Source organism: Actinacidiphila alni, from assembly GCF_900112845.1.
GTDB lineage: Bacteria > Actinomycetota > Actinomycetes > Streptomycetales > Streptomycetaceae > Actinacidiphila > Actinacidiphila alni.
This window is the reverse complement of record NZ_FONG01000010.1, coordinates 158,016-182,665: the sequence shown is the minus strand read 5'-3', so window position 1 is coordinate 182,665 and position 24,650 is coordinate 158,016. Positions and strand designations below refer to the sequence as shown.

General features: G+C 72.0%; 15 protein-coding genes and 1 pseudogene. 14 read left to right on the top strand and 2 right to left on the bottom strand.

Going from position 1 to position 24,650, the window contains the following annotated elements; translation table 11 throughout:
- The first annotated feature begins 14 nt into the window (after nt 1–14).
- The 5 genes from BM076_RS18615 to BM076_RS18595 all read left to right on the top strand — a co-directional run bounded on the left by BM076_RS18615 (nt 15) and on the right by BM076_RS18595 (nt 8,453).
- Nucleotides 15–1,616: a sugar ABC transporter ATP-binding protein gene (locus BM076_RS18615; protein ID WP_093714719.1), complete on the top strand. Its 1,602-nt coding sequence runs from the start codon at nt 15–17 to the stop codon at nt 1,614–1,616.
- Nucleotides 1,613–2,806 (top strand): ABC transporter permease, encoded by a 1,194-nt coding sequence (locus BM076_RS18610; protein ID WP_218160083.1) that lies wholly within the window; start codon nt 1,613–1,615, stop codon nt 2,804–2,806. Before BM076_RS18615 ends, BM076_RS18610 begins: the two co-directional genes overlap by 4 nt.
- Nucleotides 2,807–2,846: 40 nt before the next feature.
- Nucleotides 2,847–3,905 carry a Gfo/Idh/MocA family protein gene (locus BM076_RS18605; protein WP_093714718.1) on the top strand — a complete coding sequence of 353 codons (1,059 nt, stop codon included), beginning with the start codon at nt 2,847–2,849 and terminating at the stop codon, nt 3,903–3,905.
- Nucleotides 3,902–5,023: a mandelate racemase/muconate lactonizing enzyme family protein gene (locus BM076_RS18600; protein WP_093714717.1), complete on the top strand. Its 1,122-nt coding sequence runs from the start codon at nt 3,902–3,904 to the stop codon at nt 5,021–5,023. The genes BM076_RS18605 and BM076_RS18600 overlap by 4 nt, the downstream gene beginning before the upstream one ends.
- Nucleotides 5,024–5,153: 130 nt before the next feature.
- Nucleotides 5,154–8,453 (top strand): family 78 glycoside hydrolase catalytic domain, encoded by a 3,300-nt coding sequence (locus BM076_RS18595; protein ID WP_093714716.1) that lies wholly within the window; start codon nt 5,154–5,156, stop codon nt 8,451–8,453.
- Between the two features lie 75 nt (nt 8,454–8,528).
- Here the strand turns inward: BM076_RS18595 and BM076_RS18590 are convergent, their stop codons facing one another.
- Together BM076_RS18590 and BM076_RS18585 are read right to left on the bottom strand one after the other, a co-directional pair.
- Nucleotides 8,529–10,316: an SGNH/GDSL hydrolase family protein gene (locus BM076_RS18590; RefSeq protein WP_093714715.1), complete on the bottom strand. Its 1,788-nt coding sequence runs from the start codon at nt 10,314–10,316 to the stop codon at nt 8,529–8,531.
- A 77-nt stretch (nt 10,317–10,393) separates the two neighbouring features.
- Entirely contained in the window at nt 10,394–14,623 is a 4,230-nt protein-coding gene (locus tag BM076_RS18585; protein WP_143120590.1) for a glycoside hydrolase family 3 C-terminal domain-containing protein, read from the bottom strand.
- Between the two features lie 400 nt (nt 14,624–15,023).
- On the opposite strand from BM076_RS18585, the gene BM076_RS18580 reads away from it, so the two are divergent.
- The 9 genes and pseudogenes from BM076_RS18580 (at nt 15,024) to BM076_RS38310 (ending at nt 24,528) form a co-directional block, all read left to right on the top strand.
- Complete coding sequence (locus BM076_RS18580) at nt 15,024–18,608, top strand: family 78 glycoside hydrolase catalytic domain (RefSeq protein ID WP_265737103.1); 3,585 nt, start codon at nt 15,024–15,026, stop codon at nt 18,606–18,608.
- Between the two features lie 133 nt (nt 18,609–18,741).
- Complete coding sequence (locus BM076_RS18575) at nt 18,742–19,149, top strand: ATP-binding protein (RefSeq protein WP_245796140.1); 408 nt, start codon at nt 18,742–18,744, stop codon at nt 19,147–19,149.
- Nucleotides 19,150–19,318: 169 nt separating this feature from the next.
- The gene (locus BM076_RS18570) at nt 19,319–20,176 is read left to right on the top strand and encodes an STAS domain-containing protein (protein WP_407640676.1); all 858 of its coding nucleotides are present in this window, start codon (nt 19,319–19,321) and stop codon (nt 20,174–20,176) included.
- Nucleotides 20,173–20,610 (top strand): STAS domain-containing protein, encoded by a 438-nt coding sequence (locus tag BM076_RS18565; RefSeq protein WP_093714710.1) that lies wholly within the window; start codon nt 20,173–20,175, stop codon nt 20,608–20,610. The genes BM076_RS18570 and BM076_RS18565 overlap by 4 nt, the downstream gene beginning before the upstream one ends.
- Nucleotides 20,607–21,008 (top strand): anti-sigma regulatory factor, encoded by a 402-nt coding sequence (locus tag BM076_RS18560; protein WP_093714709.1) that lies wholly within the window; start codon nt 20,607–20,609, stop codon nt 21,006–21,008. Before BM076_RS18565 ends, BM076_RS18560 begins: the two co-directional genes overlap by 4 nt.
- Complete coding sequence (locus BM076_RS18555; protein ID WP_093714708.1) at nt 20,996–22,237, top strand: ATP-binding protein; 1,242 nt, start codon at nt 20,996–20,998, stop codon at nt 22,235–22,237. Before BM076_RS18560 ends, BM076_RS18555 begins: the two co-directional genes overlap by 13 nt.
- Before the next feature lie 5 nt (nt 22,238–22,242).
- Complete coding sequence (locus tag BM076_RS37555) at nt 22,243–23,589, top strand: PP2C family protein-serine/threonine phosphatase (protein ID WP_093714707.1); 1,347 nt, start codon at nt 22,243–22,245, stop codon at nt 23,587–23,589.
- Nucleotides 23,590–23,616: 27 nt separating this feature from the next.
- Nucleotides 23,617–24,090 (top strand): annotated as a pseudogene (locus tag BM076_RS38315) (NAD(P)-dependent oxidoreductase); the annotation flags it as partial.
- A gap of 6 nt (nt 24,091–24,096) precedes the next feature.
- On the top strand, nt 24,097–24,528 hold the full coding sequence (locus BM076_RS38310; protein ID WP_407640679.1) for an NAD-binding protein: 432 nt from the start codon (nt 24,097–24,099) through the stop codon (nt 24,526–24,528).
- The last annotated feature ends 122 nt before the right edge of the window (nt 24,529–24,650 follow it).

The window sequence follows — 24,650 nt, the reverse complement described above, 5'->3', positions numbered from 1 at the left end:
ACCGGAGCACCGCGATGACCCGCACGCCGGCCGCTTCCGGCCGCCCCCACCCTTCCCAGACGCCAGGCGCAGGCGCCGGTGAGACCGCCGGCGCTGCCGTCGCCACCGCAGGGCCCGCCGCCTTCACGCTGCGCGCCCGCGGCATCGTCAAGTCCTTCGGCGGCACCGAGGTCCTGCACGGCATCGACGTCGACATCCTCGGCGGCCGCGTGCTCGCCCTGCTCGGCGAGAACGGCGCGGGCAAGTCCACCTTCGTCCGTGTCGTGGCCGGCGCCCACGCGCCGGACGCCGGCACCCTCGGCTTCACCGGACCGGACGGCGCCGAGGAGTCGGTCACCGCGCTCGACCCGCTCGGTGCCCGCAGGCGGGGCATCCGGATGATCTTCCAGGAGCTGTCCGACGCGCCCGACCTGACCGTCGCCGAGAACATCGGCCTCGGCCACTGGCCGCGGCGGCGCGGCTTCGTGGACTGGCGGGCGCTGCGCCGCCGGGCCCGCGACGTACTGGACAGCATGGGCGTCGACCTCGATCTCGACGCGCCCGTCGGCACCCTGCGGATCGGCGAGCGCCAGATCGTCGAGATCGCCCGGGCGCTGTCGGACGACGCGACCTGCCTGGTGCTCGACGAACCCACCGCCGCGCTCTCCGCCGAGGAGGTCGAACGGCTCTTCCGGTTCGTCCGCCGACTGCGCGCCCAGGGCGTGGCGATCGTCTACATCACCCACCGGCTGGACGAGGTGGCCGCCATCGCCGACGACGTGGTCGTACTGCGCGACGGCGCCGTCTCCGCGGCCGGACCCGCCGCCGAATTCCACCGGTCGGAGCTGGTCACCGCCATGGTCGGCCGGGACATCGGCGTGGTGCGCCGCCCCGACGCGGCCGACACGGAACCGGGCGCCGCCGTGCTGGAATTCCGCGCCGCCGGATCGCCCCCGGCCTACGAGAACGTGGACCTGACCGTACGGGCCGGGGAGATCGTCTGCCTGTACGGCAAGGTCGGCAGCGGCACCGCCGACGTCGCCGACACCGTCTTCGGCCGCCGCAGGCCGGCCGCGGGCTCCGTGCACGTCTTCGGCAGGGAACCCGCGAAGGAACCCCGGCAGGCCATCGACCAGGGGGTCGGCTACCTCGCGGCCGATCGGCAGCGCGAGGGCGCCCTGATCACCCGGTCCATCGGCGAGAATCTCGCCGCCCCGTCCTGGCCGCGGCTCAGCCGCTTCGGCGCGATCGGCGCCGCGCGCGAGCAGGAGGCGTTCGAGCGCTGGAGTTCCACGCTCGACATCAAGGCCGTCGGCGGGGCGGACCAGCTGCTGGCCACGCTGTCCGGCGGCAATCAGCAGAAGGTGCTGCTCGCCCGCTGGCTGGAGCGTGGCTCGAAACTGCTCGTTCTGGTGGAGCCGACCCGCGGCGTCGATGTCGGTGCGCGCGCCGACATCTATACGGCGCTGCGTGCGATGGCCGCCCAGGGCGCGGCCGTGCTCGTCGCCACGAGCGACTACGAGGAGGTCGTCCAACTGGCCGACCGCGCCGTGGTGATGATCCGCGGCCGGGTGACCCGCGAACTGCAAGCCGACCAGATCACCACCGAGGCGCTGACGGACGCCGCGGGCGGATGAAGGACACCACCAGCTCCGAAGAGGGTTCCATGGCCAACGTCACCGGCAAGAAGCAGACCACCGACACGACTCCGACCGAGGGCACCGTGCCCGACACCACGCCGACCGACACCGCGCCCCCGGACACGGCGCCCGCCGACGCGACGCCCCCCGAAAAGGTGTCCGTCGACAAGACGCCGGCGGGCAGGACGTCCACCGACCCGGCCGCCGGCGGCACACCCGCCTCCAAGGGCGGCGACGCGCCGCCCACCGCCCGCAGGCGGGCCCGTTCCGCACCGGAACTGGCCGCCCTGCTGGTCGTGCTCGTCGCCCTGATCGCGTTCTTCTGGCTGAAGTCGCCGTACTTCATGACCAAGGACAACATCGTCAATGTGCTCACCGCGATCGCGGTGACCGGCATCATCGCCATCCCCGGCACCATGCTGCTCATCGCCGGACAGGTGGACCTGTCGGTCGGCAGCGGCGCCGCCTTCTGCGGCGTCATGATGGCCACCGTCTCGCAGAACCACGCACTGATCCTCGGCGTGCTGGTCGCCGTCGGCCTCGGCATCCTCATCGGCCTGGTCAACGGCCTGCTGGTGACCGTCCTCAGAGTGAACGCGCTGATCGCCACCCTCGGCATGCTCGCCGTCCTGCGCGGCCTGACCGAAGTACGGGCGCACGGCGCGACCGTCACCCTGGCCAACTTCTCCGGCCTCGGCACCGCCCGCCCGTTCCTCAACATCCCCGTACCAGGACTGCTGCTGCTCGGCATCGCGGTGCTCGCCGCCCTGGTGATGCGCTACACCGTCTTCGGCCGCTCGCTGTACGCGGCGGGTTCCAACCCGGTCGCGGCCCGGCTGGTCGGTGTCCGCGGCGGCAAGATGATCGTGGTGGCCTTCGTGCTCAGCGGCGTCGGGGTCGCGCTGTCCGGACTGATCCTGGACTCGCAGCTCTCGGCCGCCTCGCCCAACGCGGCGACCGGCCTCGAACTCAGCGTCGTGACCGCGATCGTGCTCGGCGGCGCGAGCCTGGCGGGCGGCCGCGGCACCATCCAGGGCACCATCGTCGGCCTGCTGATCATCGGCGTGCTCAACAACGGGCTGACCCTGCTCAATGTCTCCAGCTTCTACCAGCAGGTCGCCAGCGGCGCGCTCCTGATCATCGCCGTCAGCTTCGACCAGTTGCGGCTCAGGTTCTCCAAACTGTGATCAACTCGCGACAGCAGCGAAGGGTGAAGGGAACAACAAGGTGACACAACTGCGCCTGGGCCTGATCGGCGCCGGCTCCTGGGCACTGGCGGCCCATCTGCCGATCCTGGAGGCGGCCCGCGACGACGTCGAATTCGTCGGTGTGTGCCGGCACGGCGGGGACGCGCTCGGCCGGATCAAGGAACGCTACGGCTTCCGGGTCGCCAGCGAGGACTACCGGGACGTGCTGGCGGCCGGCGCCGACATCGTGGTGATCGCCAGCCCGACCGCCGACCACTACACGCACGCCATGGCGGCGCTGGAGGCGGGCGCGCACGTGCTGTGCGAGAAGCCGTTCACCATGACCGCCGCCCAGGCGTGGTCGCTGGTGGACACCGCCGAGCGCACCGGCCGCCATCTGCTGGTGTCCTTCGGCTGGAATTTCGCCCCGATGATCACCCGGACCCGGGACGCGCTGGCCGCCGAAGGCATCGGCACGGTGGAGCACCTGGCCATCACCATGTCCTCGCAGACCCGCGAACTGCTGGCCGACACCGGCGCGTACCCCGACGCCAGCCCCGACACCGCACCGGAACAGGCGACCTGGACCGACCCGCTGAAATCCGGCGGCGGCTACGGACAGGCACAGCTCTCGCACGCCCTCGCCCTGGCCCTCGGCCTCACCGGGGTGCGCGCCCGCGGCGCCTTCGCGCTGATGGCGGCGCCGCTGGGCGCCCGTGTGGAACTGCACGACGCGATCTGCCTCGCCCTGACCGACGGCGGCATCTGCAGCGTCGGCGGCGCCTCCGCGCACCTCGGCGTGGACGGCAACAAACACCATCTGGCGGTCGAGGCGGTCGGCTCCGGCGGACAGTTCACCGTCGACGTCTTCCGTGAACGCGTGTCGCTCTTCCGTACCGGGAGCGGCCAGCAGGACCTGCCCGTCACACCGGGCGAGGGCGCGTACGACGGCGGCCGCGCCGTCCGCAGGCTGATCGACCTCGCCCTCGGCAGGACCACCGACAATCCGGCACCGGGGGAGTTGGGGGCCCGTACCGTGGAAGCACTGGAACTCGCCTACCGCAGCGCCGCCAGCGGCCTGTTCGAGACCGTCTCATGAGGGCCGCGAGCATCGAGGCGATCCCGGTCGCCTACCCGGAGCCCAACGACAGCGACGGCGTCCGCCACCTGCTCTTCGTCCGGATCACCGCCGACGACGGCACGGTCGGCTGGGGCGAGGCCGTCACGATGTGGCCGGAGGCCACCACCGCGTGCGCCGCCCTCGTCGAAGGGCTCGCCCCACTCGTCGTCGGCCGCGACCCGATGGAGCACGCCGCGATCCACACCGCCCTGAAGGACCACACCTGGTGGTACGGCAACGGCGGCATCGCCTCCTTCGCGATCTCCGCACTGGACATCGCGCTGTGGGACCTGGCGGGCAAGGCCGCGGGGCTCAGCCTGCTCGATCTGCTCGGCGGCCCCGTCCACCAGGCGCTGCCCGCCCTGGTCAGCTGCCACGCGACCGTCGAGGATCTGGACGCGATGGCCGCGACGATGGCCGGCTGGGTGCGCGAGCACCGGGCGACGGGCATCAAGGTCGGCTTCGGCAAGCGCGGCACCGCCCGGCTCGGCGTCGACCACGACCGGGACGTCGCCTTCGTCGCCGCCCTGCGCCGCGAACTCGGCCCGGAACCCTCGATCATGATCGACCTCGGCGCGTCCGTCCGCTGGGACGTACGGACCGCGATCCGGCGCACCCGCGCCTTCGAGGAGCACGGCATCGACTGGATCGAGGAGCCGCTCGGCGCCGACGACCCCGAGGGCTACGCCGAACTGCGGGCCGCCGTCACCACGAAGATCGCCTACGGGGAACGCGAGTGGACCCCGCGCGGTGTCCAGCGGATCGTCGCGACCGGCACCGTCGACGTCGTCGGCGTCGACCCCGGACGCTGCGAGGGCATCACCGGCTGGCGCGCGGCAGCCGCCCACACCCACGCGGCGGGCCGGGAGATCAACGCGCACGCCTGGTCGAGCGCCGTCGTCACCGCCGCCAGCCTCGCCCTGTCCTTCGCGGCGCCGGGCTGCCGCCAGGTCGAGATCAAACCCCTGGTCAACCCCATGCAGCACGAGCTGACGCCCCGTCCCCTCCTCCCGCGCGACGGGCACTTCACCGCGCCGCGCGGCCCGGGACTCGGCGTCGAGATCCGCGAGGACGTCCTCGACCGCTACCGCCGCTGACCGCCGCCGGCCGGCGTTCACCACCCGCGCCGGCCGCCCGGCACCCGCGACGGCGACCCGCGCCGGGCGACCCTGCCCGGCACCCGCACCGACCCCACCTTCGCTGCAACACCCGATCGTAGGAGCAGCCATGGGCACCACCCCTGAACAGCCCCGGTCACCCTTCTCCCGCAGGGAGTTCGTCGCCATCGCCGTCGGCACCGGCGTGGCCGTCACCGGCCTGCCGCTCGTACCGGCGCAGGCCGCGAGCACCGCCGCCTCGGGCCCGCCGCGTCCCACCACGCTCACCGTCGAGTCCGCGGACGGCCCGCTGGGCATCGACGTGACCGCACCCCGCCTCGGCTGGCAGCTCGACGCCGGCGGGCGCCGGGGCCTGCGGCAGCGGTCGTACCGCGTCCTGGTCGCCAGTTCGACGGAGTCGCTCGCCCGTGACCGCGCCGATGTGTGGGACAGCGGACAGGTCACGTCCGCGGACTCCGTCGGCGTCGTCTACGCCGGGCCGCCGCTGCGCTCCAGGACCCGCTACGTGTGGAAGGTCCGGGTCTGGGACCAGGACGGCCGCGCCTCGCAGTGGAGCGCGCCGAGCCTGTGGGAGACCGGCCTGCTCTCGCCGGACGACTGGACGGGCCGGTGGATCGGCAACGCGACCTCACCCCTGCTGACCTTCGAGGGCGCCCACTGGATCTGGTACCCGGAAGGCGACCCCACCCAGAGCCTGCCCCCGATGGTGCGCTCCTTCCGGCTGCACTTCGACGTGCCCGCCGACCGGCACGTCACCCGTGCCCGGGTCGTGATGACCGCGGACGACAGCTTCGTGCTGTACGCCAACGGCCAGGAGGCGGGCGGCACCCCGGAGGGCGCGCTCTGGTACGACGGCCAGGTCATCGACGTGACCTCCGCGCTGACCACCGGCGGCAACACCCTCGCCGTCGCCGCCACCAACGCCCTGGACACCAACGGCAATCCGTCACCCGCGGGCCTGCTCGGCCGGCTGATCGTCGAATTCGACTCCGGCGACCCGCTGATCGTCCCGACCGGCGCGGCCTGGCGAGCCGCGCAGGACCAGCCGGCCGGCTGGCAGCAGCCCGGCTTCGACGACAGTGGCTGGCCCGCGGCCCGCGAGACCGCCGCCTACGGCTCGGGCCCGTGGGGCCACGGCGTCAGTCTCCCGCCCGCCCCGGCCCCGCTGCTCCGCCGCGACTTCACCGTCACCAAACCGGTCCGCCAGGCCCGCCTGTACGCGGCCGGTGTCGGCTACCACGAGCTGGAGATCAACGGCCGGAAGGTCGGCGACAGCGTGCTCGACCCCGCACCGACCGACTACGACAAGCGTGTCCTGTACGTCACCCACGACGTCACACAGCACCTGCGGCGCGGGCGCAACGCCATCGGCGCCGAACTCGGCCGCGGCTTCTTCGGCCTGCGCACCGTCACGGCATGGGACTGGACCAACGCCCCCTGGAACGGCGACCCCCGGCTGCGCCTGCAACTGGAGATCGGCTACGCCGACGGCACGCATGACATCGTTGCCACCGACGACGGCTGGCGGACCACGGACGGACCGACCCGCTCCGACTCGATCTACGCCGGCGAGACCTACGACGCCCGCCAGGCACAGCCCGGCTGGTCGAAGCCCGGCTTCGAGGACACCGCCTGGAGCGCGGCGACCGCGATGAGCGCGCCCGCGGGACGGCTGGTCGCACAGCCCCTCCAGCCGATCCGTATCAAGGAGACCTTCTCGCCGGTCGCCGTCACCGAACCCCAGCCGGGCGTCAGGGTCTTCGACCTCGGCCGCACCCTCGGCGGCTGGGCGGCGCTGCGCGTCTCGGGCCCGCGCGGCACCCGCGTCACGCTGAAGTACGCCCAGCAGCTCACCGCCGACGGCACCGTCGACCTGTCGCAGGGATACGTCTCGGGCGGCAGATTCCAGCAGGACGAATACGTGCTCTCCGGCGACGGCGTCGAGACCTGGCACGCGCGCTTCAGTCACAAGAGCTTCCGCTACGTCCAGGTCACCGGACTGCCCGGCGCCCCGCGCAAGGACACCCTGCGCGGCCAGGAAGTGCGCAGCGACCTGGCCACCACCGGCGGCTTCAGCTCCTCCAGCGACCTCTACGCGCGGATCCACGCCATGGTCGGCCGCAGTCTCGGCCACCACCTGCTCGGCATCCCCGCGGTCGACGTCATGTACGAGAAGATCGGCTGGACCGCCGACGCGCAGCTCAATGTGCCGTCGATGACGTTCAACTACGACACCCGGCGCTTCCTCGCCAAATGGCTCGACGACCTGGCCGACAGCCAGCTCGACTCGGGCACCATCCCGGTGATCGCGCCGACCGGCGGCTGGGGCGACGACTGGCAGGCCCCCGAGTGGAAGGCCGCCTACCCCATCGTGATGTGGGAGCTGTACCGCCGCTTCGGCGATCTGCGCGCACTGTCCGACCACTACGCCGGTGTGCTGCGCTACGTCGACTGGGAGTACGGCAACCGCGACGCCGAAGGACTGGCGACAAGCGGCCTCGGCGACTGGCTCTCGCCCGGCGGCTACACCCAGCCGCCGGAGGACACCCGGCTGACGGCGACCGCCTATCTGCACCGGGGCCTGAGCATCCTCGCCGACGCCGCCGGAATCCTCGGCAGGAGCGCCGACGCGGCCCGGCTCCAGAAGCAGGCCGACGGGCTGCGCGACCTGTTCAACACTACCTTCCTTGACCGCGACCGCGCCCTGTACCGGACCAGCAAGGACCCCGGCTACCGGCAGTGCTCCAACGCCATCGCGCTGGCCTTCGGTCTGGTCCCGGACGATCTGCGCTCCCGCGTCGCCGACAGCCTCGCCGCCGATGTGCACGCGCACGGCGACCACCTCAACACCGGCGCCGTCGGCACCGCCGTCCTGCTGCCCGTGCTGACCGCGACCGGCCACGCCGACGTGGCGCACGCCGCCGCGGGCCAGCGCACCTTTCCCAGCTGGGGCTTCTGGCTGGCCAACGGCGCCGACACGCTCTGGGAGACCTGGGAGCTGCAACAGGACGGCCAGGGCCGGCCGCCGTCGCACGACCACTATCTCTTCGGCTCCATCGACCAGTGGTTCTACGAGCAGGTCGGCGGCATCACTCCCGGCGCACCGGGCTACGAACGGATCACCGTCCAGCCGTCGGTGGCGGGACCGCTCGACCACGCCGCCGCATGGGTCGACACCGTCCGCGGCCGGGTCGCGGTCAGCTGGCGCAAGCACCCCAAGGGCCTGCTCACCCTCACCGTCGACGTGCCGGGGAACGCCACGGCCGACGTCCATGTGCCCGGCGCGGACGGGAGGGCGGTGCTGGAAGGCGGCCGACCCGCCGAGAAGGCGTCCGGTGTCCGGGCGCTCGGCGGCGGGGTCTACCGCGTCGGCTCAGGACACTACGAATTCAGCGTGCGGACCGCGTAGGACGTGCCGGTCCGGCTCGGGCTCGTACGCGAGCCCGAGCCGGACCCCATGGACGAGTGGGACGGGGCGGTGGGATCAGAGGGAGGCGAGGTCGAACGCGTCGGCCATCGCCCGGTAGCCGGCGCCATTGGGGTGCAGATGGTCACCGGAGTCGTACTGCGCGAGCATCGCCTGCGGGTTCGCCGGGTCGCGGACGGCGGCGTCGAAGTCGGCGACCGCGTCGAAGGCACCGCCGTTGTCCCTGATGAAGGCGTTGATCGTATCCCTGGCCGCCGCCCGCGCCGGGTTGGTGCAGCCGCAGCCCGCGGTCGGGGTGAGCGTCCCGACGACCACCCGCAGCCGGTAGGAGTGCGCGGTCGCGGCGATCTGCTTCAGACCGGCGATCACATCGGCCGCCGAACTGTCGGAGTTGACGTCATTGATGCCTTCGAGGACGACGACGGTGCGCACACCGCTCTGGCTCAGCACGTCGCGGTCGAGCCGGGCCGTCGCCCTCACCCCGGCCGTGCCGGTGTTCGGCAGGCCGTTGAAGGCGTCGGTGAGCACCCTGTTGCCGCTGATGCCCTCGTTGGCGACGGCCGGCGCCTTCGGCCCGTACCGTGCGTTCAGGCGCTGCGCCAGGTAGTTGGGCCAGCGCTGATTGCCGTTGACGGTCGAGGCGTAGCCGTCGGTGATCGAGTCGCCGAGCGCCACCACGGTGCTGTGCGAGGGGCCGGTGACATCGACACCGGACAGCACCGTCCAGAAGCCGAAGAGATTGTTCACCGGGAAGTCCGAGCCGTCGGCCGCGTCGTCCACGCCGCCGTCGTTGGTGGAGTACATGTCCTGAAGGCCCTGGCTGTGCATCGGCGCGAACTGCACCGTGCCCGGCAGGTACAGGCTCACCAGCAGGTCCCGGTCCGCGGGCACCGTGAACGGCAGCGGGTCGCTGTACGCCTGGCCGCCGGCCGGCATCGTCACCTGCTGCTTGCCGCCGAAGGTGAGCGTCACCGGCTTCGCCACCGGATCCGGCCCCGACGCCCGTACCGCGATGGTGGTGTGACCCACCGTCAGGGGACCCGGACCGTAGGCGTTGTCGAGCCTGACCCGTACGCGGTTGCCGCCGACGCTGGTGTGCTCGACCATCCGCAGTGTGCGGTCGGTCCACTGGTACGGCGCGAGGCCGTCGTCGATGGCCGTGGACCAACTGGCCGTCCAGCCGGACGACTTCGGCCGCAGGCCGAGCGAGAACACATGCAGCTCCGGGGCGGGGGAGCCACCCGTGGACGCGACGGTGGGCAGGGTGACGGCGGCCAGCCGCTTGCGGGTGTCGACCGGCACCGACACCGCGTAGAGCTTCACGTCCAGCGCGGTCGGCCCCGCCGGGGTGTTGCGGCGCGGGACACGGACGGCCATGGCGTCGCTCGGCCCGCTGTACCAGTCGGGCGCGGTCAGCGTGTAGCTCTGCGCGCTGCCGTCGGCGTAGTCGAGCGTGCCGGTGCCGCCGGCCGCCGCGGCCGTACCGGTCACCAGGAAGGTCAGGGCGGAGCCGGAGCCGCGCAGCCTGATGCGCTGGCCGTCGGCCACGACATTGTCCGGCGCGCCCGGCGCCGTGTGCGGGACGGTGAGCCGGGTGCCGACCAGGGTGACCGGGGCGCCCGGGCCCCAGCCCGCGGCGCTCAGGTCCTCGGCCACGAAACTGTTGCCCAGGCCGTCCAGGTCGGCCGAGCCGGGCGCGCCCGCGGCACTGATGCCGGCGTTGTCGTAGGCGGCGGCGAGGCTGCCGTATTCGGTGTGCCGCACCGGGCCGCCGCTCGCCGCGGCCGTCGCCGGTGGCGCCAGCGCGGTGACGAGCAATGCGGTCGCCAACACGATCCGTTTCATGTCGCACTCCTGACGGGTGATCGGTGGGGAGAGCGCGGGGGCCGCCGCCCGCCGGAGGCGGCCCCCTTGCCCGTGCGTCAGCCGACGGCCAGATCGAACACGTGCAGCCGGGTGCCGGCCTGATCGCCGCTGACCGTGCTCGGCAGCGTCACGTACGCGAGCGTCCTGCCCGCCGCGAGCGGCACCTGCGTCGCGTAGACGCTGACCGCGGTGTCCGGCGGATAGCCGCTGCCGGCCGGCCGGTTCCAGGTCGGTGCCGTCGCCACGACGTCGTTGCCGGGCAGCGGTGTGCTCGGCGTCCAGTTGGTCAGCGACAGCGTGAAGGGCTCGCTGCTGCCGTCGGTGTACGTGAGCGTCCCGGTGCCCGAACCGCTGCCGTTGTTGGCCGCGCCGAGCACCAGCAGCTGCGAGCCGGTGCCGCGCACCGCGATGTGCTGGCCCGCGGACACCACATTGTCCGGATCGCCGGGCGCCGCGTCCGGCCAGGTGAGAGCGGCGGGCCCGTGCGGCACCGGCTGCCCGGGGACGAGGCCGACGGTCGCGAGCGACTGGGCGGAGTAGCTGTAGCCGGACCCGTCGAAGTCGCCCTTGCCCGGCGCGGAGTCGTCGCTCACCCCGGTGTTGTCGAAGGCCGCGGCCACCGAACCGAACAGCAGCGGCAGATCGAGCCCGCCGCCCTGGAGCGGATAGCCGGTGCCGGCCGCGGTCACCGTGCCGGTCAGGCCGATCGACGAGGACTTCGCACCGTCCCCCACGGCGACCGTGAGCGCTCTGGTGACCGTCGACCGGGGCGGGATCACCACCGAGACCGTCGCGGGGGTGACGGTCACCGCGTCCGGCGCCCGCGTCGCCGCGTCCACCGTGACCTGCCGGTCGGTGGTGTTGCGCAGCGTCAGCGTGGCCGGGTAGCTGCTGCCGGTACGGGCCAGCTTCGCCGTCGAGGTGAGGGTCGCCGACACCAGCGGGCCCACGGTGACGCCGAGGCCGCCGGACAGGCGCCAGCCGCCGTTCGCGGTGGCCGTCGCCGTCAGCCGCCACAGCCGGTCCTGTGCCCCGGCGGGCGGCGTGACCCGCCAGGACGCCGTCAGCCGCTGGCCGGGCCTGACCGTGGCGAAGACCGTACGGCTCAGCGCCCGCGCCGTCCAGCCGTCCGGCAGATCGAGGCCGAGCCCGACCCGGCTGAGGGTCCGGCTGCCGCCGGCGGTGAGTGTCGTGGTGACGACATTTCCATGCGCGGGATCGAGCGTGGTGGGTGCGTGGGCCGTGACCGTCCGTGCGCCGGACGAGCGGCGCAGCGTATAACTGCCGGTCAGCGGCAGGTCCCGGGAGGAGTCGCCGACGTACATCCGGTAGGTTCCGTCATTGCTGCGCCAGGCGTGCGTGGCGTCGTCCCAGGTGCGCAGGTCCGCCGGGTCGACGGTGAAGGTCACGCGCTGCGACTTTCCGGGCGCGAGGGTGACCCGCTGGAATCCCTTGAGCTGCTTGGGCGGTTCGCCGGTGCTCGCCGGCTCGCCGACATAGAGCTGGGCGACCTCGGTGGCCGTCCGCCTGCCGGTGTTCTTCACGGTCGCCGACACCCGCACGGGACCGGTGGTGTCCGTACGCCCCGGCGTCACCGACAGCCCGCTGAAGGAGAAGGTCGAGTAGCTGAGGCCGTAGCCGAAGGGGAACAGCGGCTTGAGCTTGTGGGCGTCGTACCAGCGGTAGCCGACGTCGAGGCCCTCGCTGTAGTGGTAGTTCGTGGTGTTGGTCGACACATCGACATCCCCGGGGTAGCGGGAGGTGTCGGCGGTCGGCAGCTGGTCCATGCTCGCGGGCCAGGTCTGCGGCAGCTTGCCCGACGGATTGACGTCGCCGAACAGCACGGACGCCAGCGCGGCCCCGTTCTGCTGACCGCCGTACCAGGACTCCAGCACCCCGTCGACCGAACCGAGCCACGGCATGAGCACCGGGGCGCCGGTGTTGAGGACGACGACCGTGTGCGGATTGGCGGCGGCGACGGCCGCGATCAGGTCGTCCTGCGCGCCGGGCAGGGTGAGATTCTGCCGGTCGCCGTCCTCGCTCTCGTCGTCGTTGACGACCACGACGGCGACGCTGTCCTGCTTGGCGACGGCCGCCGCGGCGGCGATGGCGTCGGTGTCCGGGACCTGCCAGCCCAGTGTGATGCTGCCGTTGGAGGGCGGGCTGGTGGGCGTGCCCGCCACCGGGCCGCTCGGACCGTTGACGGGCTGGTAGTTCTCCACCGTGATCGGCGTCCGCACCCCGCCCTTGAGGTGGATCGCGGAGACGCCGGGACCGTACTGCGCCCAGTCCTGGAAGACCGGCTCACCGCCGAGCGTCATCCTGACCCCGCCGGTGTTGGCCATCGAGAAGGTGTAGGTGCCGGTGACCGGCGCCGTCAGATAGCCGCTCCAGCGCACCGAGAAACCGGCCGGATTGACGCCGGGGCCCGGCGCGGACGTGTAGTGGTCGTCGATCGCGGGCTCCACCCGGGTGAGCGCGGGCGTGCCGGACAGATCGAGATTGTTGTAGTAGCTCGCGGTGAGGCCCTGCTTCCCGTCGGCGGTGCTGAAGCGCGCCGAGGGGACGGTGGGCAGCTTGTCGGTGACGCCCGGCACCCGTACGCCGGTACGCGGCACCGCGCTCTGGCCGCCGCTGCCGTCCGCGGTGTACGCCGTCAGCTCCGCGATCGACCACCAGCTGCTCGCGGAACCGGTCTGCACGATCTTGAGGTAACGGGCCTGCCGTGCGGTGAAGGTCGCGGTGATCACCTGCCCGGTGCCGGTGCCCTCCGCCACCGGGTCGCCCCAGTCGGAGCCGTCGGCGGACAGATAGATCCGGTAACCGCGGGCGTAGTCCGTGCCGTTGCCCGCGTCCAGGGTGATCCGGTCGACCGGGTGCGAGCCGCCCATGTCGGCGGTGACCCACTGGCCGTCGGCCATCGGCGCGCCGCTGGACCAGCGGGTGGCGGTGTTGCCGTCGAACATGTTGCCCGGCTGGTCGGAGCCACTGGCCGAGGAGGACGCGGCGCCCGTCCAGCTGCCGACGGTGTCCACACGGACGGAGTCCCCGGCGCGCTGCGCGATCCCGTCGGCGACGGTGACCACGGAGGAACCGCCGACCGGGACGTGCGAGCTGCCGCCGCCCCCGGTGACCGGGGCCTCCTTCGCCGCCGCGCCGATCACCGCGATCGACGGTGTCCCGGCGGTGTCCAGCGGGAGCAGTCCGCCGTCGTTCTTCATCAGGACGGTGCCCTCGGCCGCGATGTCCCGTGCGGTGGCGACGTGTTCCGGGGTGGTCGCGGTGGCGCCGGGGGAGCCGGGTGCGGAGTCGAAGAGGCCGTAGGCGAACTCCTCGGTGAGCAGCCGGGCGACCTTGTCGTTGAGCACCGCCATGCTCACCTCGCCCGAGCGCACGGCGTCCGACAGCGGCTGCCCGAAGTTTCCTGGCGCGGGCATGTTGAGGTCGAGACCGGCGTTGGCGGCCCGGACGGTGCTGCGCGCGCCGTCCCAGTCGGTGACGACGAAGCCGTCGAATCCCCAGTCCTGCTTGGCCGTCGCGTTCAGCAGATACGCGTTCTCGTTGGCGTGCACCCCGTTGACCAGGCTGGTCGCGGCCATGATGGACGCCGCGCCGCCTTCCTGCACGGCCTGCTTGAACGCCGGGTAGTAGATCTCGTTGAGGGTGCGCTCGTCGACGATCGCGTTGCCGTTGTTGCGGTTCTGCTCGGTGTCGTTGGCCACCAGGTGCTTCAGGTCGGCCATCACCCCTTGCGACTGCACACCCTTGACGTACTGCGTGGCCATCGCGCCCGCGAGATACGGGTCCTCGCCCGCCATCTCGAACACCCGGCCACCGCGCGGGTCCCGCACCAGATTGGTGTCGGGCCCGAGGTCGACGCTCACCCCCTTGGTCTTCGCCTCGGCGCCCACGACCTGCCCGTACGAACGCTCCGCCGCCGGGTCCCAGCTCGCCGCGGCGGCCACCGGCGCGGGCATGGCGGTGGTCCCGCCCATCACCACACCCGCGCCGCCGTCGTTGAGATTGAGCGCCGGGACGCACAGCCGCGGGATCGGGGCCACGACGCCCGCGTAGCCGGGCAGTTGGCTGCCGTGCGTCATCGACAGCTTCTCGTCGGTCGTCATCCGGGCCAGCACCTGCGCGGCGCGCTGCCCCGGGGAGGCGTGCGAGCCGACCCAGGGGCAGTCGGACGCTCCGCCGACAGCGGGTCCCGCCGCGGCCGGGACCTGGCCGGTGACCACGGTGAGCAGCGTCGCCACCGCGAGGGCGCCGGCCGCTCCTGCCATCCGCCGCCGGGCCCGCGGCCGTCCTCGTCCGCCCGGCGATCCGCGGTACGGCCGACGGTCCTCCATGGGTTCCGGCACAGGTCGGTCCTCTCTTTCCGGCGGTCGGCGCGTGACACGAGCACGTCGAGACAAGCACGTCGCGATGTATAACGTTTCAATCACACCGCGCAGAACTTAGGGCCGCTCAAGGACGGGGTCAAGGGCTCGTGCATGCCTTTTCCTTGCCCGTGGGATTGAAACGGCATTGAAACGGTCGAACGATTCGGACCCCGACGGCGCACCTCTCATCGGCACCTTGCGACACGAGTCTTGACACTCCGTTCATGCCTCCGTAACGTCACTACGGAGCGTGATGAAACGTTTCAATGCTGTGCTTCACCTGATCTCCCCGGGATGCGTCGTGCCGATACGCCGAAGACTTGTCTCCCTCCTGGCCACGGGATCCGCCCTGGCCGCCCTCGTCCTGGTGCAGCCACTGGCCGGGCCCGCGAGCGCCACCACCGGCATCGGCGCGGGACGCCCCGCGGCCGCCCCGACCCACCTCACCACCGGCTCGCTCGCCGCACCGGTGGACGTCGACCCGGCGGGCACCGTCGGCTTCGGCTGGCAGTCCGGCGTCGCCCGCCAGACCGGCTACGAGATCCGGGTCACCGAGGGCGAACAGGGCCGCGGCCACACCGTCTGGGACAGCGCGAGGGTCGGCTCCGCCGCGGCCACGGCGATCCCGTACCGCGGCAGCACCCTGCGGCCCGCCGAGCGCTACTCCTGGACGGTGCGGATCTGGGACGAGCGCGGCCGGCCGACCGCCTGGTCGGCGCCCGCGGTCTTCGGCACGGCGCCCGGCACGACCTGGGGCACGAGCACGCCCATCTGGTCCGCGCCGCCCGCCGCCACCGCCTGGACCGACTACCGGCTCGACGTGAAGCTGACCGTCACCAGGACCGCGCTCGGCGTGCGCTTCCGCTCGCCCGACGCCCGCAACGGCTACATGTGGCAGTTCAGGGCCGCGGGCACCAGCAACGCCAACACCCTCGTCCCGCACATCGAGACGGCCGGCACTTTCCAGGCCGGCACGCCCGTACCGCTCAACACCACGCTGGCCGTGGGCAGTACGCACGACGTACGGATCGAGGCGGTCGGGCCGAAGCTCACCACGTACCTCGACGGCGTGGTCGTCGACAGCAGGACCGACACCACCTTCGCCGAGGGCGGCATCGGCTTCCGCACCGGCAGCACCGAGACCGGCACCGCTGACGACGTGACCGTCACCGGCCTGGCCGCGGCCGACAACGGAAAGACGCTCTACGCCAACGACTTCGGCGCCGCCGACGCGAGCTTCCCCTGCGGCACCGTCCAGAACGGGGCCCTGTCCGTCGGCACCAGCACCGACTGCCTCAGCACCAACACCAGCAACGACTGGGCCCTGCTGCGGCACGACTTCACGCTCGACACCACCAAGGACCACAAGGGACACAGCGCGCCCAAACAGGTCGCCTGGGCCTCGGTGTTCGCCACCGCCTCGTCCTTCGACGGCTCCAAGCAGTACGTCTACAAGCTGTATCTCGACGGGAAATTCATCGGCCTCGGCCCCACCGAGTCGCTGGACAAGGAGACCCCCTACGACGGCTTCGACGTCACCGCCGCGCTGCGCACCGGCGGCGGCCACGCGCTGTCGGCCGTCGCGTACACCGCCAAGGACCAGCGCTTCCAGGCATATCTGGTGATCCGCTACACCGACGGCAGCACACAGACCGTCGGCACCGGGCCGGACTGGACGTCCATGGCGGGTTCGTCGATCTGGCCCTCCACCAGGTCCAGCGGGACCAGCGTCTGGAATCTGCCGCAGGAGGACATCACGATGAGCCGCTACCCGGACGGCTTCGGCCGCCACGGGTACGACGACTCCGCGTGGACCGCCGCGGTCGCCAAGCCCGCCTTCGCCGACCTCGAACCGACGCCTGTCGCCAAGATCCAGGAGCAGCTCAGAAAGCCCGTCAAGATCACCGACAAGGGCAACGGCGACTATCTGGTCGACTTCGGCCAGACCTGGCAGGGCGGCGTCCACCTCACGCTGCCCGGCACGGCGGGCCACAAGGTCACCCTCCGCTACGGCGAGGAGCTGTCCGACCCGACGACCGTCCGCTACAGGCTGCGCGCGGGCAACGAGTACCAGGACGTCGTCACGCTGCGCGCCGGCACCCAGACCGTCGACACCTGGGGCATGCGGGTCTTCCGCTATCTCGACGTCCTCGACTCGCCCGTCCCGATCACCGCCGACAATCTCCAGGCCCTCGCGCTGGTCTACCCGTTCGACGAGAGCGGCGCCCAGCTCACCTCCTCCGACCAGGACCTGGTCGCGGTCTGGCAGCTCGCCAAGAACACGATCGAGACCACCAACCAGAACTTCTACGTCGACTCCTGGACCCGCGAGCGCGCCCCGTACGAAGCCGACAGCTACATCCACCAGTTGGCGAGCCTCTACCTCAGCGACGACCCCACGCTCGGGGTGTACTCGATGGACTACTTCGCCAACCACCGCACCTGGCCGCAGGAATGGCCGCTGTACGTGATCACCTCGGTCTACGACAACTGGCGGCAGACCGGCGCCACCGACCAAGTGAAGCGGATGTACGACGCGCTCGTGCCGAAGCTGCTCAGCAAGGACTACAACGCGGCACTCGGCACCATCGACCAGTCCGACGCCATCGTGGACTGGCCCCAGGGCAGCCGCGACGGCTATGTCTTCGCCGCGAAGAACACCATCCTGGGCGCGCTGTCGTACAGCAACTTCTCCCAGATGGCGGTGATGGCCACCGCGCTCGGCAAGAGCGCCGACGCCACGACCTTCAGCGGCATCGCCGACAAGCTCCGCGGCACCCTCAACGCGTCCTTCTACAACGCGGACAAGGGCGCCTACGACGACGGACTCGACGCCGCGATGAGGCCGACCGGCCACTTCGCCGTCCAGGCCAGCGCCTTCCCCGCCGCCTTCGGGGTGCCCGCGAGCAGGCAGCAGTACGACGCCGTCGCCTCGTACCTCACGGAACGCGGCATGGCGTGCAGCGTGTACTGCGCCGGTTTCCTGCTCCAGGGCCTGTACAACGCCGACCACGGCCAGGACGCGCTCGACCTGCTCACCTCGCACGCCACCAACAGCTGGATGCACATGATCGAGCTGGGCGCGGGCGCCACCGGCGAGGCGTGGGATCCGAGCGAGAAGAGCAACATGACCTGGTCGCACGCCTGGGCTGCCGCTCCCGCCTACGTCATCCCGCGCGACATGTACGGCATCGCGCCGGACAGCCCTGGCTACGACACCTTCACGGTCAGGCCGCAGCCCGGCGACCAGACGTACGGCTCGGTGACCACGCCCACCGTCAAGGGCACCGTGGGCGCCTCCTTCCACCGGGTCGGTGACCGCACCGACCTCGGGGTGTCCGTGCCCGGCAACTCCTCGGCCACCGTCAGCCTGCCCGTCACCGACGGATACCGGGGCACGACGGTGTACGTGGACGGCCGCCCGCAGGCCGCCACACGGCAGGACGGCGGCAGGCTCGCCGTACGCGTCGGCGTCGGCTGCCATGTGCTCAGCACCTCGGGCAGCCGGGACGTGATCACCGACCCGCTGCTGACCGGTGTCTGCGGCGGCGCGTACCGAGTGGGGGACGCCCCCACCGGCACCCTGGTCAGCACGGCGACCGCCGCCCGCCGCGGCACTCCGGTCCCGTTCACGCTCACCCTCGACCAGCAGGTCACCGGCCTGACCGCCGCCGACCTCAAGGTGTCGAACGGCACCGTCACAGGGTTCACCGGCGCCGGCATCGGCGCCGCGGGCACGACCTGGACGGTCACCGTCACACCCCGCGGCAACGGCGCGGTGACGGTACGCCTCCCGGCAGGCGCGGCATACGGCACCACCGGGCGTCCCAACCTGCCGGTCGGACCGCTGACCCTGCCGCCGGCCGGGCACGGACTGCGGGGCTGACCGGGCCACCGTCGCCTCGCGCGGCCGCATGGGGAAAACGCGAGGCGACGGCGGTGTGACAAGCTGCGGAACAGCGGTGCGCACCTCGGCGTCACCGCGGTCGGCGTCGGCCGGCGGTCGGGGCGGAGGCGTGGTGCGGTCGAGCGCGACTTTTGACGGCAGGTCCGCGTCCATCGCCGCGGCGCGACGGCAGGTCGCCTCCTTCCTCGGCGACGCGACCGCGCCGGGCATCGGGGCCGCGCCGGCCGACATCGTCGAGAGGGCGCAGCTCGTCGTCAGCGAGCTGGTGACCAACGCGGTGAAGTACGCCGGGGGACCGTGCGGTCTGGACCTCGCGCTGTCGGACGGCCGCATCGAAATCAGCGTGTGGGACACCTCGTCCCAGCCCGTGACGGCGATGGAGTACGACCCGGGCCGCATCGGCCGCCACGGTCTGGAGATCGTCGCCGCGCTCTGCGAGAGCGTCGAGGTGACGGCCATGGACACGGCCCCGGGCAAGCGGGTCACCGCACGTCTGGGTCTCGGCGTCAGGGACGGATGAGCCGGTCAGCGCCCTGTCGCGGGCCGTTGCCTGAGGGCAGGTCCGCCGGACCGGACACGTCGAACATCTGGGCGGATCGGACGGTATGCTGCCCCGGCGGCTGCCGCTGAATGTTGCCGTACGACAATGGTCCGTGGTGACTGCCCGGGTAACGTCTGGAGAGTGTGTTGTGGCTGCAGCAAGCGGTACTGAAAGCCTGGTGACTCTGCTCTCCCGCGCGGGGGAGGACCTGGCCGCGGGGTGGGTCGACCGTGTGTCGTCCTCGCTGGGCGGCCGGGTGAGCAAGGCAGAGGTCGAAAGTGAACTGCGTGAGCTGTACACGGCCCTGCTCGCCGCGCTGCGGCAGGAGAGCGTGGATGTGTACGGCGAGGCGTTCGGCGAACTGCGCGCTCTGCTGACCGAACTGTCCCGCAGCCGTGCCCGTCAGGGCTTCAGCCCCACCGAGACCGCCCTGAGCGTGTTCTCGCTCAAGCAGGCGCTCGAGCCCGTCCTCTCCGACGGGAACGAGGACGACGTGCGGGCCTATCTGCAACTGTCGTCGCTGCTCGACGGTCTCGGACTGTTCACCATCGAGGCGTACACGCGTACCCGTGAGGAACTCATCGCCGCGCAGGCCGAACAGCTCTTGGAGCTGTCCACCCCGGTGGTCAAGCTGTGGGACGGCGTGATCGGTGTGCCGCTGGTGGGCACGCTCGACTCCGCCCGGACCATGGTGGTGATGGAGAAGATGCTCCAGTCCCTGCTCGACACCGGCTCCGAGCAGGCCATCATCGACATCACCGGTGTGCCCGCGGTCGACACGGAAGTGGCGCAGCACCTGCTCAAGACCGTGGTGGCCGCGCGGCTGATGGGCGCGGAGTGCACGATCTCCGGTATCCGTCCGCAGATCGCCCAGACCATCGTCGCCCTGGGGATCGACTTCGGGGACATCGCGACGAAGGCGACGCTCGCCGACGCGCTGCGGCACGCCCTGCGGCGCGCGGGGACGACCCTGTCCACCACCAGCGGCACGGGCGTCGCCCGGTGAGCGAGCAGGTACCGATTCTGCAGATCGGACAGGTCCTCCTGGTCTCGATCCAGACCGACCTGGACGATCACGCCGTCATGCGGCTCCAGGACGAACTGGCGAGCCGCGTGGTGGAGTCCATGGCCGACGGCGTCGTCATCGACATCACCGCCGTGGAGATCGTGGACTCCTTCGTCGGCCGGATGCTGGCGACGATCGCCACGATCTCGCGGTTGCTGGACGCCGACACCGTCGTGGTCGGCATGCGCCCCGCGGTGGCGATCACCCTGGTCGAGCTGGGCCTGTCGCTCGGCGGGGTCACGACGGCGCTGACCCTCGACAAGGGGCTGCGCGTCCTGGAGCGCCGCCGACTCGAGGCCGCGGCGGGCGACGGCGACGCCGAACCCGGGGCCGTGGAGGCCGGGTTCCCACCCGGCGGGGCGATCGACTCATGACCGAACCGGCCGTGCTGAGCATCACCGGCAACAACGGCGTGGTGATGGCTCGCCAGACCGTTCGTTCCCTGGCCCAGGACTGCCGACTGTCCTTGGTGGAACAGACCAAGCTCGTCACGGCGGCAAGCGAACTGGCCCGTAACGCGCTCATCTACGGCGGCGGCGGAACGATGACCGCGTCGATCGTGGACGAGTTCGGCCGGCGCGGTGTGCGCGTCGTCTTCGCGGATCAGGGACCTGGCATCGCGGACGTCGATCTGGCCCTGACCGACGGGTGGACGTCGGGCAACGGCATGGGCCTCGGCCTTTCGGGCTCGCGCCGTCTGGTGGACGACTTCGTCCTGGACAGCGCGGTCGGCCGGGGAACGACGGTCACCATCACCAAGTGGGCGCGTTGAGTCCCGGCGCCCTGCCGCCGATCGTCGAGTACGAGGACGTGGCATGGTTCCGGGACGAGCCGCAGGGCGCCCGGGGCGCTGCGGCGGCACTTGGCCGGAGAATCGGCCTCGGGGATCGGCGAACGGCGGAACTCGTCCTGGCGGTCGCCGAGTTGGTGGCGAACATGCGGCGCCATTCCGTCGAGGCGTCGCTCGTACTGCGCGTCGTGCGCACCAAGGACGAAGCCGGTGTCGAGGTTCTGGTGACGGACGCGGGACCCGGGATCGCCGATGTGTCCGATGCCATGCGGGACGGCGTCTCGACGGGCGGGACGCTGGGCATCGGGCTCGGCGCGGTCCGACGACTGGCGGACACCTTCGACATCCATTCCCGGCCGGGCCTGGGAACCGTACAGCTGGCCCGTTTCTGGCCCGGGCCGCGCAAGGCTCCGCCCCTGGCGGGCGAACCCCTGGTCGGTGGTGTGACGCGCCCGATCAGCGGTGAGGAGATTTGCGGTGACGCGTGGTTGGCGCGCGTGGACCCCGGCGGCCGACAGGATGACGGCGACGGCGGGAGTGCGGGCGCGGCCACGGCGCCGACGGACCCCCCGCTGCCGGTTCCCGGCCCGGCCACGGCGGCGGCCGACTGGGGCACCCTGACCGGTGTGCGGCACGGTACCGGATCGCCGTCCCGGTACGGACGGACCGTACGGTCCGTCGGGACGCGATCGGTGACCATCGGCGACGGCCCCGCGCTCCTGGTGATGCTCTGCGACGGCCTGGGACACGGACCGATGGCCGCGCTCGCCGGACAGTCCGCGGCACAGGAATTCCGTGCGGGCTCCGCGCGTACTTCCGAACAGATCGTGCGGGAGCTGCACCGCGCACTGCGCGGTACGCGGGGCGCCGCGGTTGCGGTGGCGCGGATCGAACCGGAGAGCGGCCGCGTGCTGTTCTGCGGGATCGGCAATGTCACCGCCGCCCTGGTCACCCCGGACAGCCGGACCAACATGCTGTCGCACCCGGGAATCGTCGGCCACCAGATGCACCAGTTGCACACCTACGAGTACCTGCCGCAACCGGGCGCGGCGCTGATCATGCATTCCGACGGTCTGAGCGAGCGGTGGGTTCCGCGGGACGTCGCGGCCTTCTTCCCGCACTCGCCCAGCGTCATGGCCGCAGGTCTGCTGCGGCTCGCCGGAACGCGGCGCGACGACGCCGGTGTGGTGGTCGCCAGGGGAGCGTGGTGACGGGGATGGAACACCTCGGTCCGAGCACGGTCCTCTTCACGGAACACGATGTGTTCGCGCTGCGCCGCAGGGCCAAGACTGCCGCGGGGGCGGTGGGACTCGACGAGAGCGACCAGGTACGGCTGGCGACGGCCGTGAGTGAACTGGGCCGGGACCTGCTGCGGGCCGAGTCCGCGCTCACGGCCACGTTCACGGTCGTCGAGGCCGAACGCGCGCGGCTTCGGGTCGAACTCGCGTGGCCGGACGGGCGAATGCCGAGCGAGGAGTCGCTGGCCCTGGCCGCCCGGATTCTTCCCGACCTGAGGTACGACCCGGGTGAGGTCGGTGGCGCGGTCGAGCTGCTCTGCGACGTGCCCGTACGCAAGAGCGTGAAGGAAGCGGCCCAGCAGGTACGGGAAGCGCTGGAGCCGGCCGTCTCGGCCACCGCCTTGGAAGACCTGCGGTCCCAGACCTGGGATCTGGCGGCAGCCCTGGAGGAATCCCGGGCGCAACGCGACGAGTTGGCACGGCTCAACGCCGAACTGACCGAGACCAACCAGGGTGTCATGGCGCTCTACGCGGAGCTCACGGCGGAACTGGAGGAGACCAACCGGGGCGTGGTGGCCTTGTACGGGGAGGAACATCAACTGGCGCTCACCCTCCAGCGGACGTTCCTGCCCGCCGCGCTGCCGAGTTTCCCCGACGGCCAATTGGCGGTGCGGTATCTCCCGGCCGCGGCGGAGACCGAGATCGGCGGCGACTTCTACGAAGCGGTGAACACACCGGCCGGTCTGCTGCTCGCGGTCGGCGACGTGGTCGGCCATTCGCTCCAGGCGGCCGTCGTCATGGGCGAACTGCGGCACGCGCTGCGGGCGTTCGCATCGGAAGGGCATCCCCCGCACGTCCTTCTCGAACGGCTCGACCATCTGATGCGGCTCCACCAGCCGGGCTGGACCGCGACGGTGTGCATCGTCCTTGTGGCGCCGGGCGGCGGTGCCGTGGAGGTCGCGAACGCCGGGCATCTCCCGCCGCTCCTGATGCCCCCCGGGAAGCGGGGCACGTATGTGCGGGAACACGGGCCGCTGTTGGGCCTCGGACTTCCTCAGCCACCTGCCAGCACTCATGCGGTCGTCCCCGGCAGCACCATCGTGCTCGTCACGGACGGACTGATAGAGACGCGGGACAAGGACATCGTCGCGCGCATGGAGGACCTGGCCACCGTCGCGGCCGACTTGGCGGCCGAGCCCGAAATCCTCTGCGACGGTCTGGTGCGGGCGTTCGGTGAGCAACAGGCCGATGACATGATCGTCTTCGTGACGAAGCTGAACGGTACGGGCGGGGACGAGCCCGGCGGCCGAGTCCGCCTCGGCTGACCAACGCCTCGGGCGCGGGGTTACGATCCCGCCGTGCACACCATCGCGCTGATCGGCCTGGGCCGCATGGGGACCCCCGTCGCCGCCCGCCTCTGCCGCGCGGGACACCTCGTCCGCGCGGCCGATCTCCGCCCGCATCGGCAGGACGTCGCCCTCGGCATCGGCGCCCGATGGGCGGCCGACGCGGTCACCGCCGCGACCGGCGCCGACCTGCTCGTCACCGTGCTGCCCGGCGCTCCGGACGTCACAGCCGCCGTCACCGGCCCGGTGCTCGACGCCCTCGCGCCCGGGGCCTGCTGGATCGACCTGAGCAGCTGTGCGCCGACCGCCGTCGCCGGGCTCAGGACGCGCGCGCTCACCCGCGGCATCGGTGTGCTCGACGCCCCGATGGGCGGCTCGCCCGACGACGCGGCCGCCGGGCGGCTGCGGCTCTTCGTCGGCGGCCCCGCCGAACTGCTCGACCGGCAGCGGCCGTTGCTGTCGCTGATTGCCGACCGGATCACCCGCATGGGAGACCACGGCGCCGGATACACCACGAAACTGCTGGTCAATCTCCTCTGGTTCGGCCAGGCCGCCGCCACCGCCGAAGCGCTGCTGCTCGGGCAGGCCACCGGGATCGACCCGCAGGCGCTCGGCGCCGCACTGGCCACCAGCGCCGCCGCGAGCGACTTCGTCCGCCGTGACCTGCCCGCGCTGCTCGACGGCGACTACTACGCGACGTACGGCCTCGACCGGATACGCGACCAGCTCGCCGCCGTCACGGCGCTCGCCGAACGGCTCGGCATCCCGCACCCGATCGCCGACACCGTGGCCGCCCTGCACCAGCAGGCACTCGACCGCTTCGGGCCGGTCGACGGCGAACTTCTCGCGGTGGCCCTGCTGGAGGAGCGGGCCGGCACCCGACTTGGGTCGCCGGAGACCGCGCGGCCCCCCGTATGACACGCGCGGTACGACACGCCGAACGACCCGCTGAGCGGGCCGAATCCGCCGGTAAGTGGCGGTCGGGGCCTCTGGACACCCGTGGCGGGGCCCGGTGAGGATGGGCCGTCGCAACCCGCAGG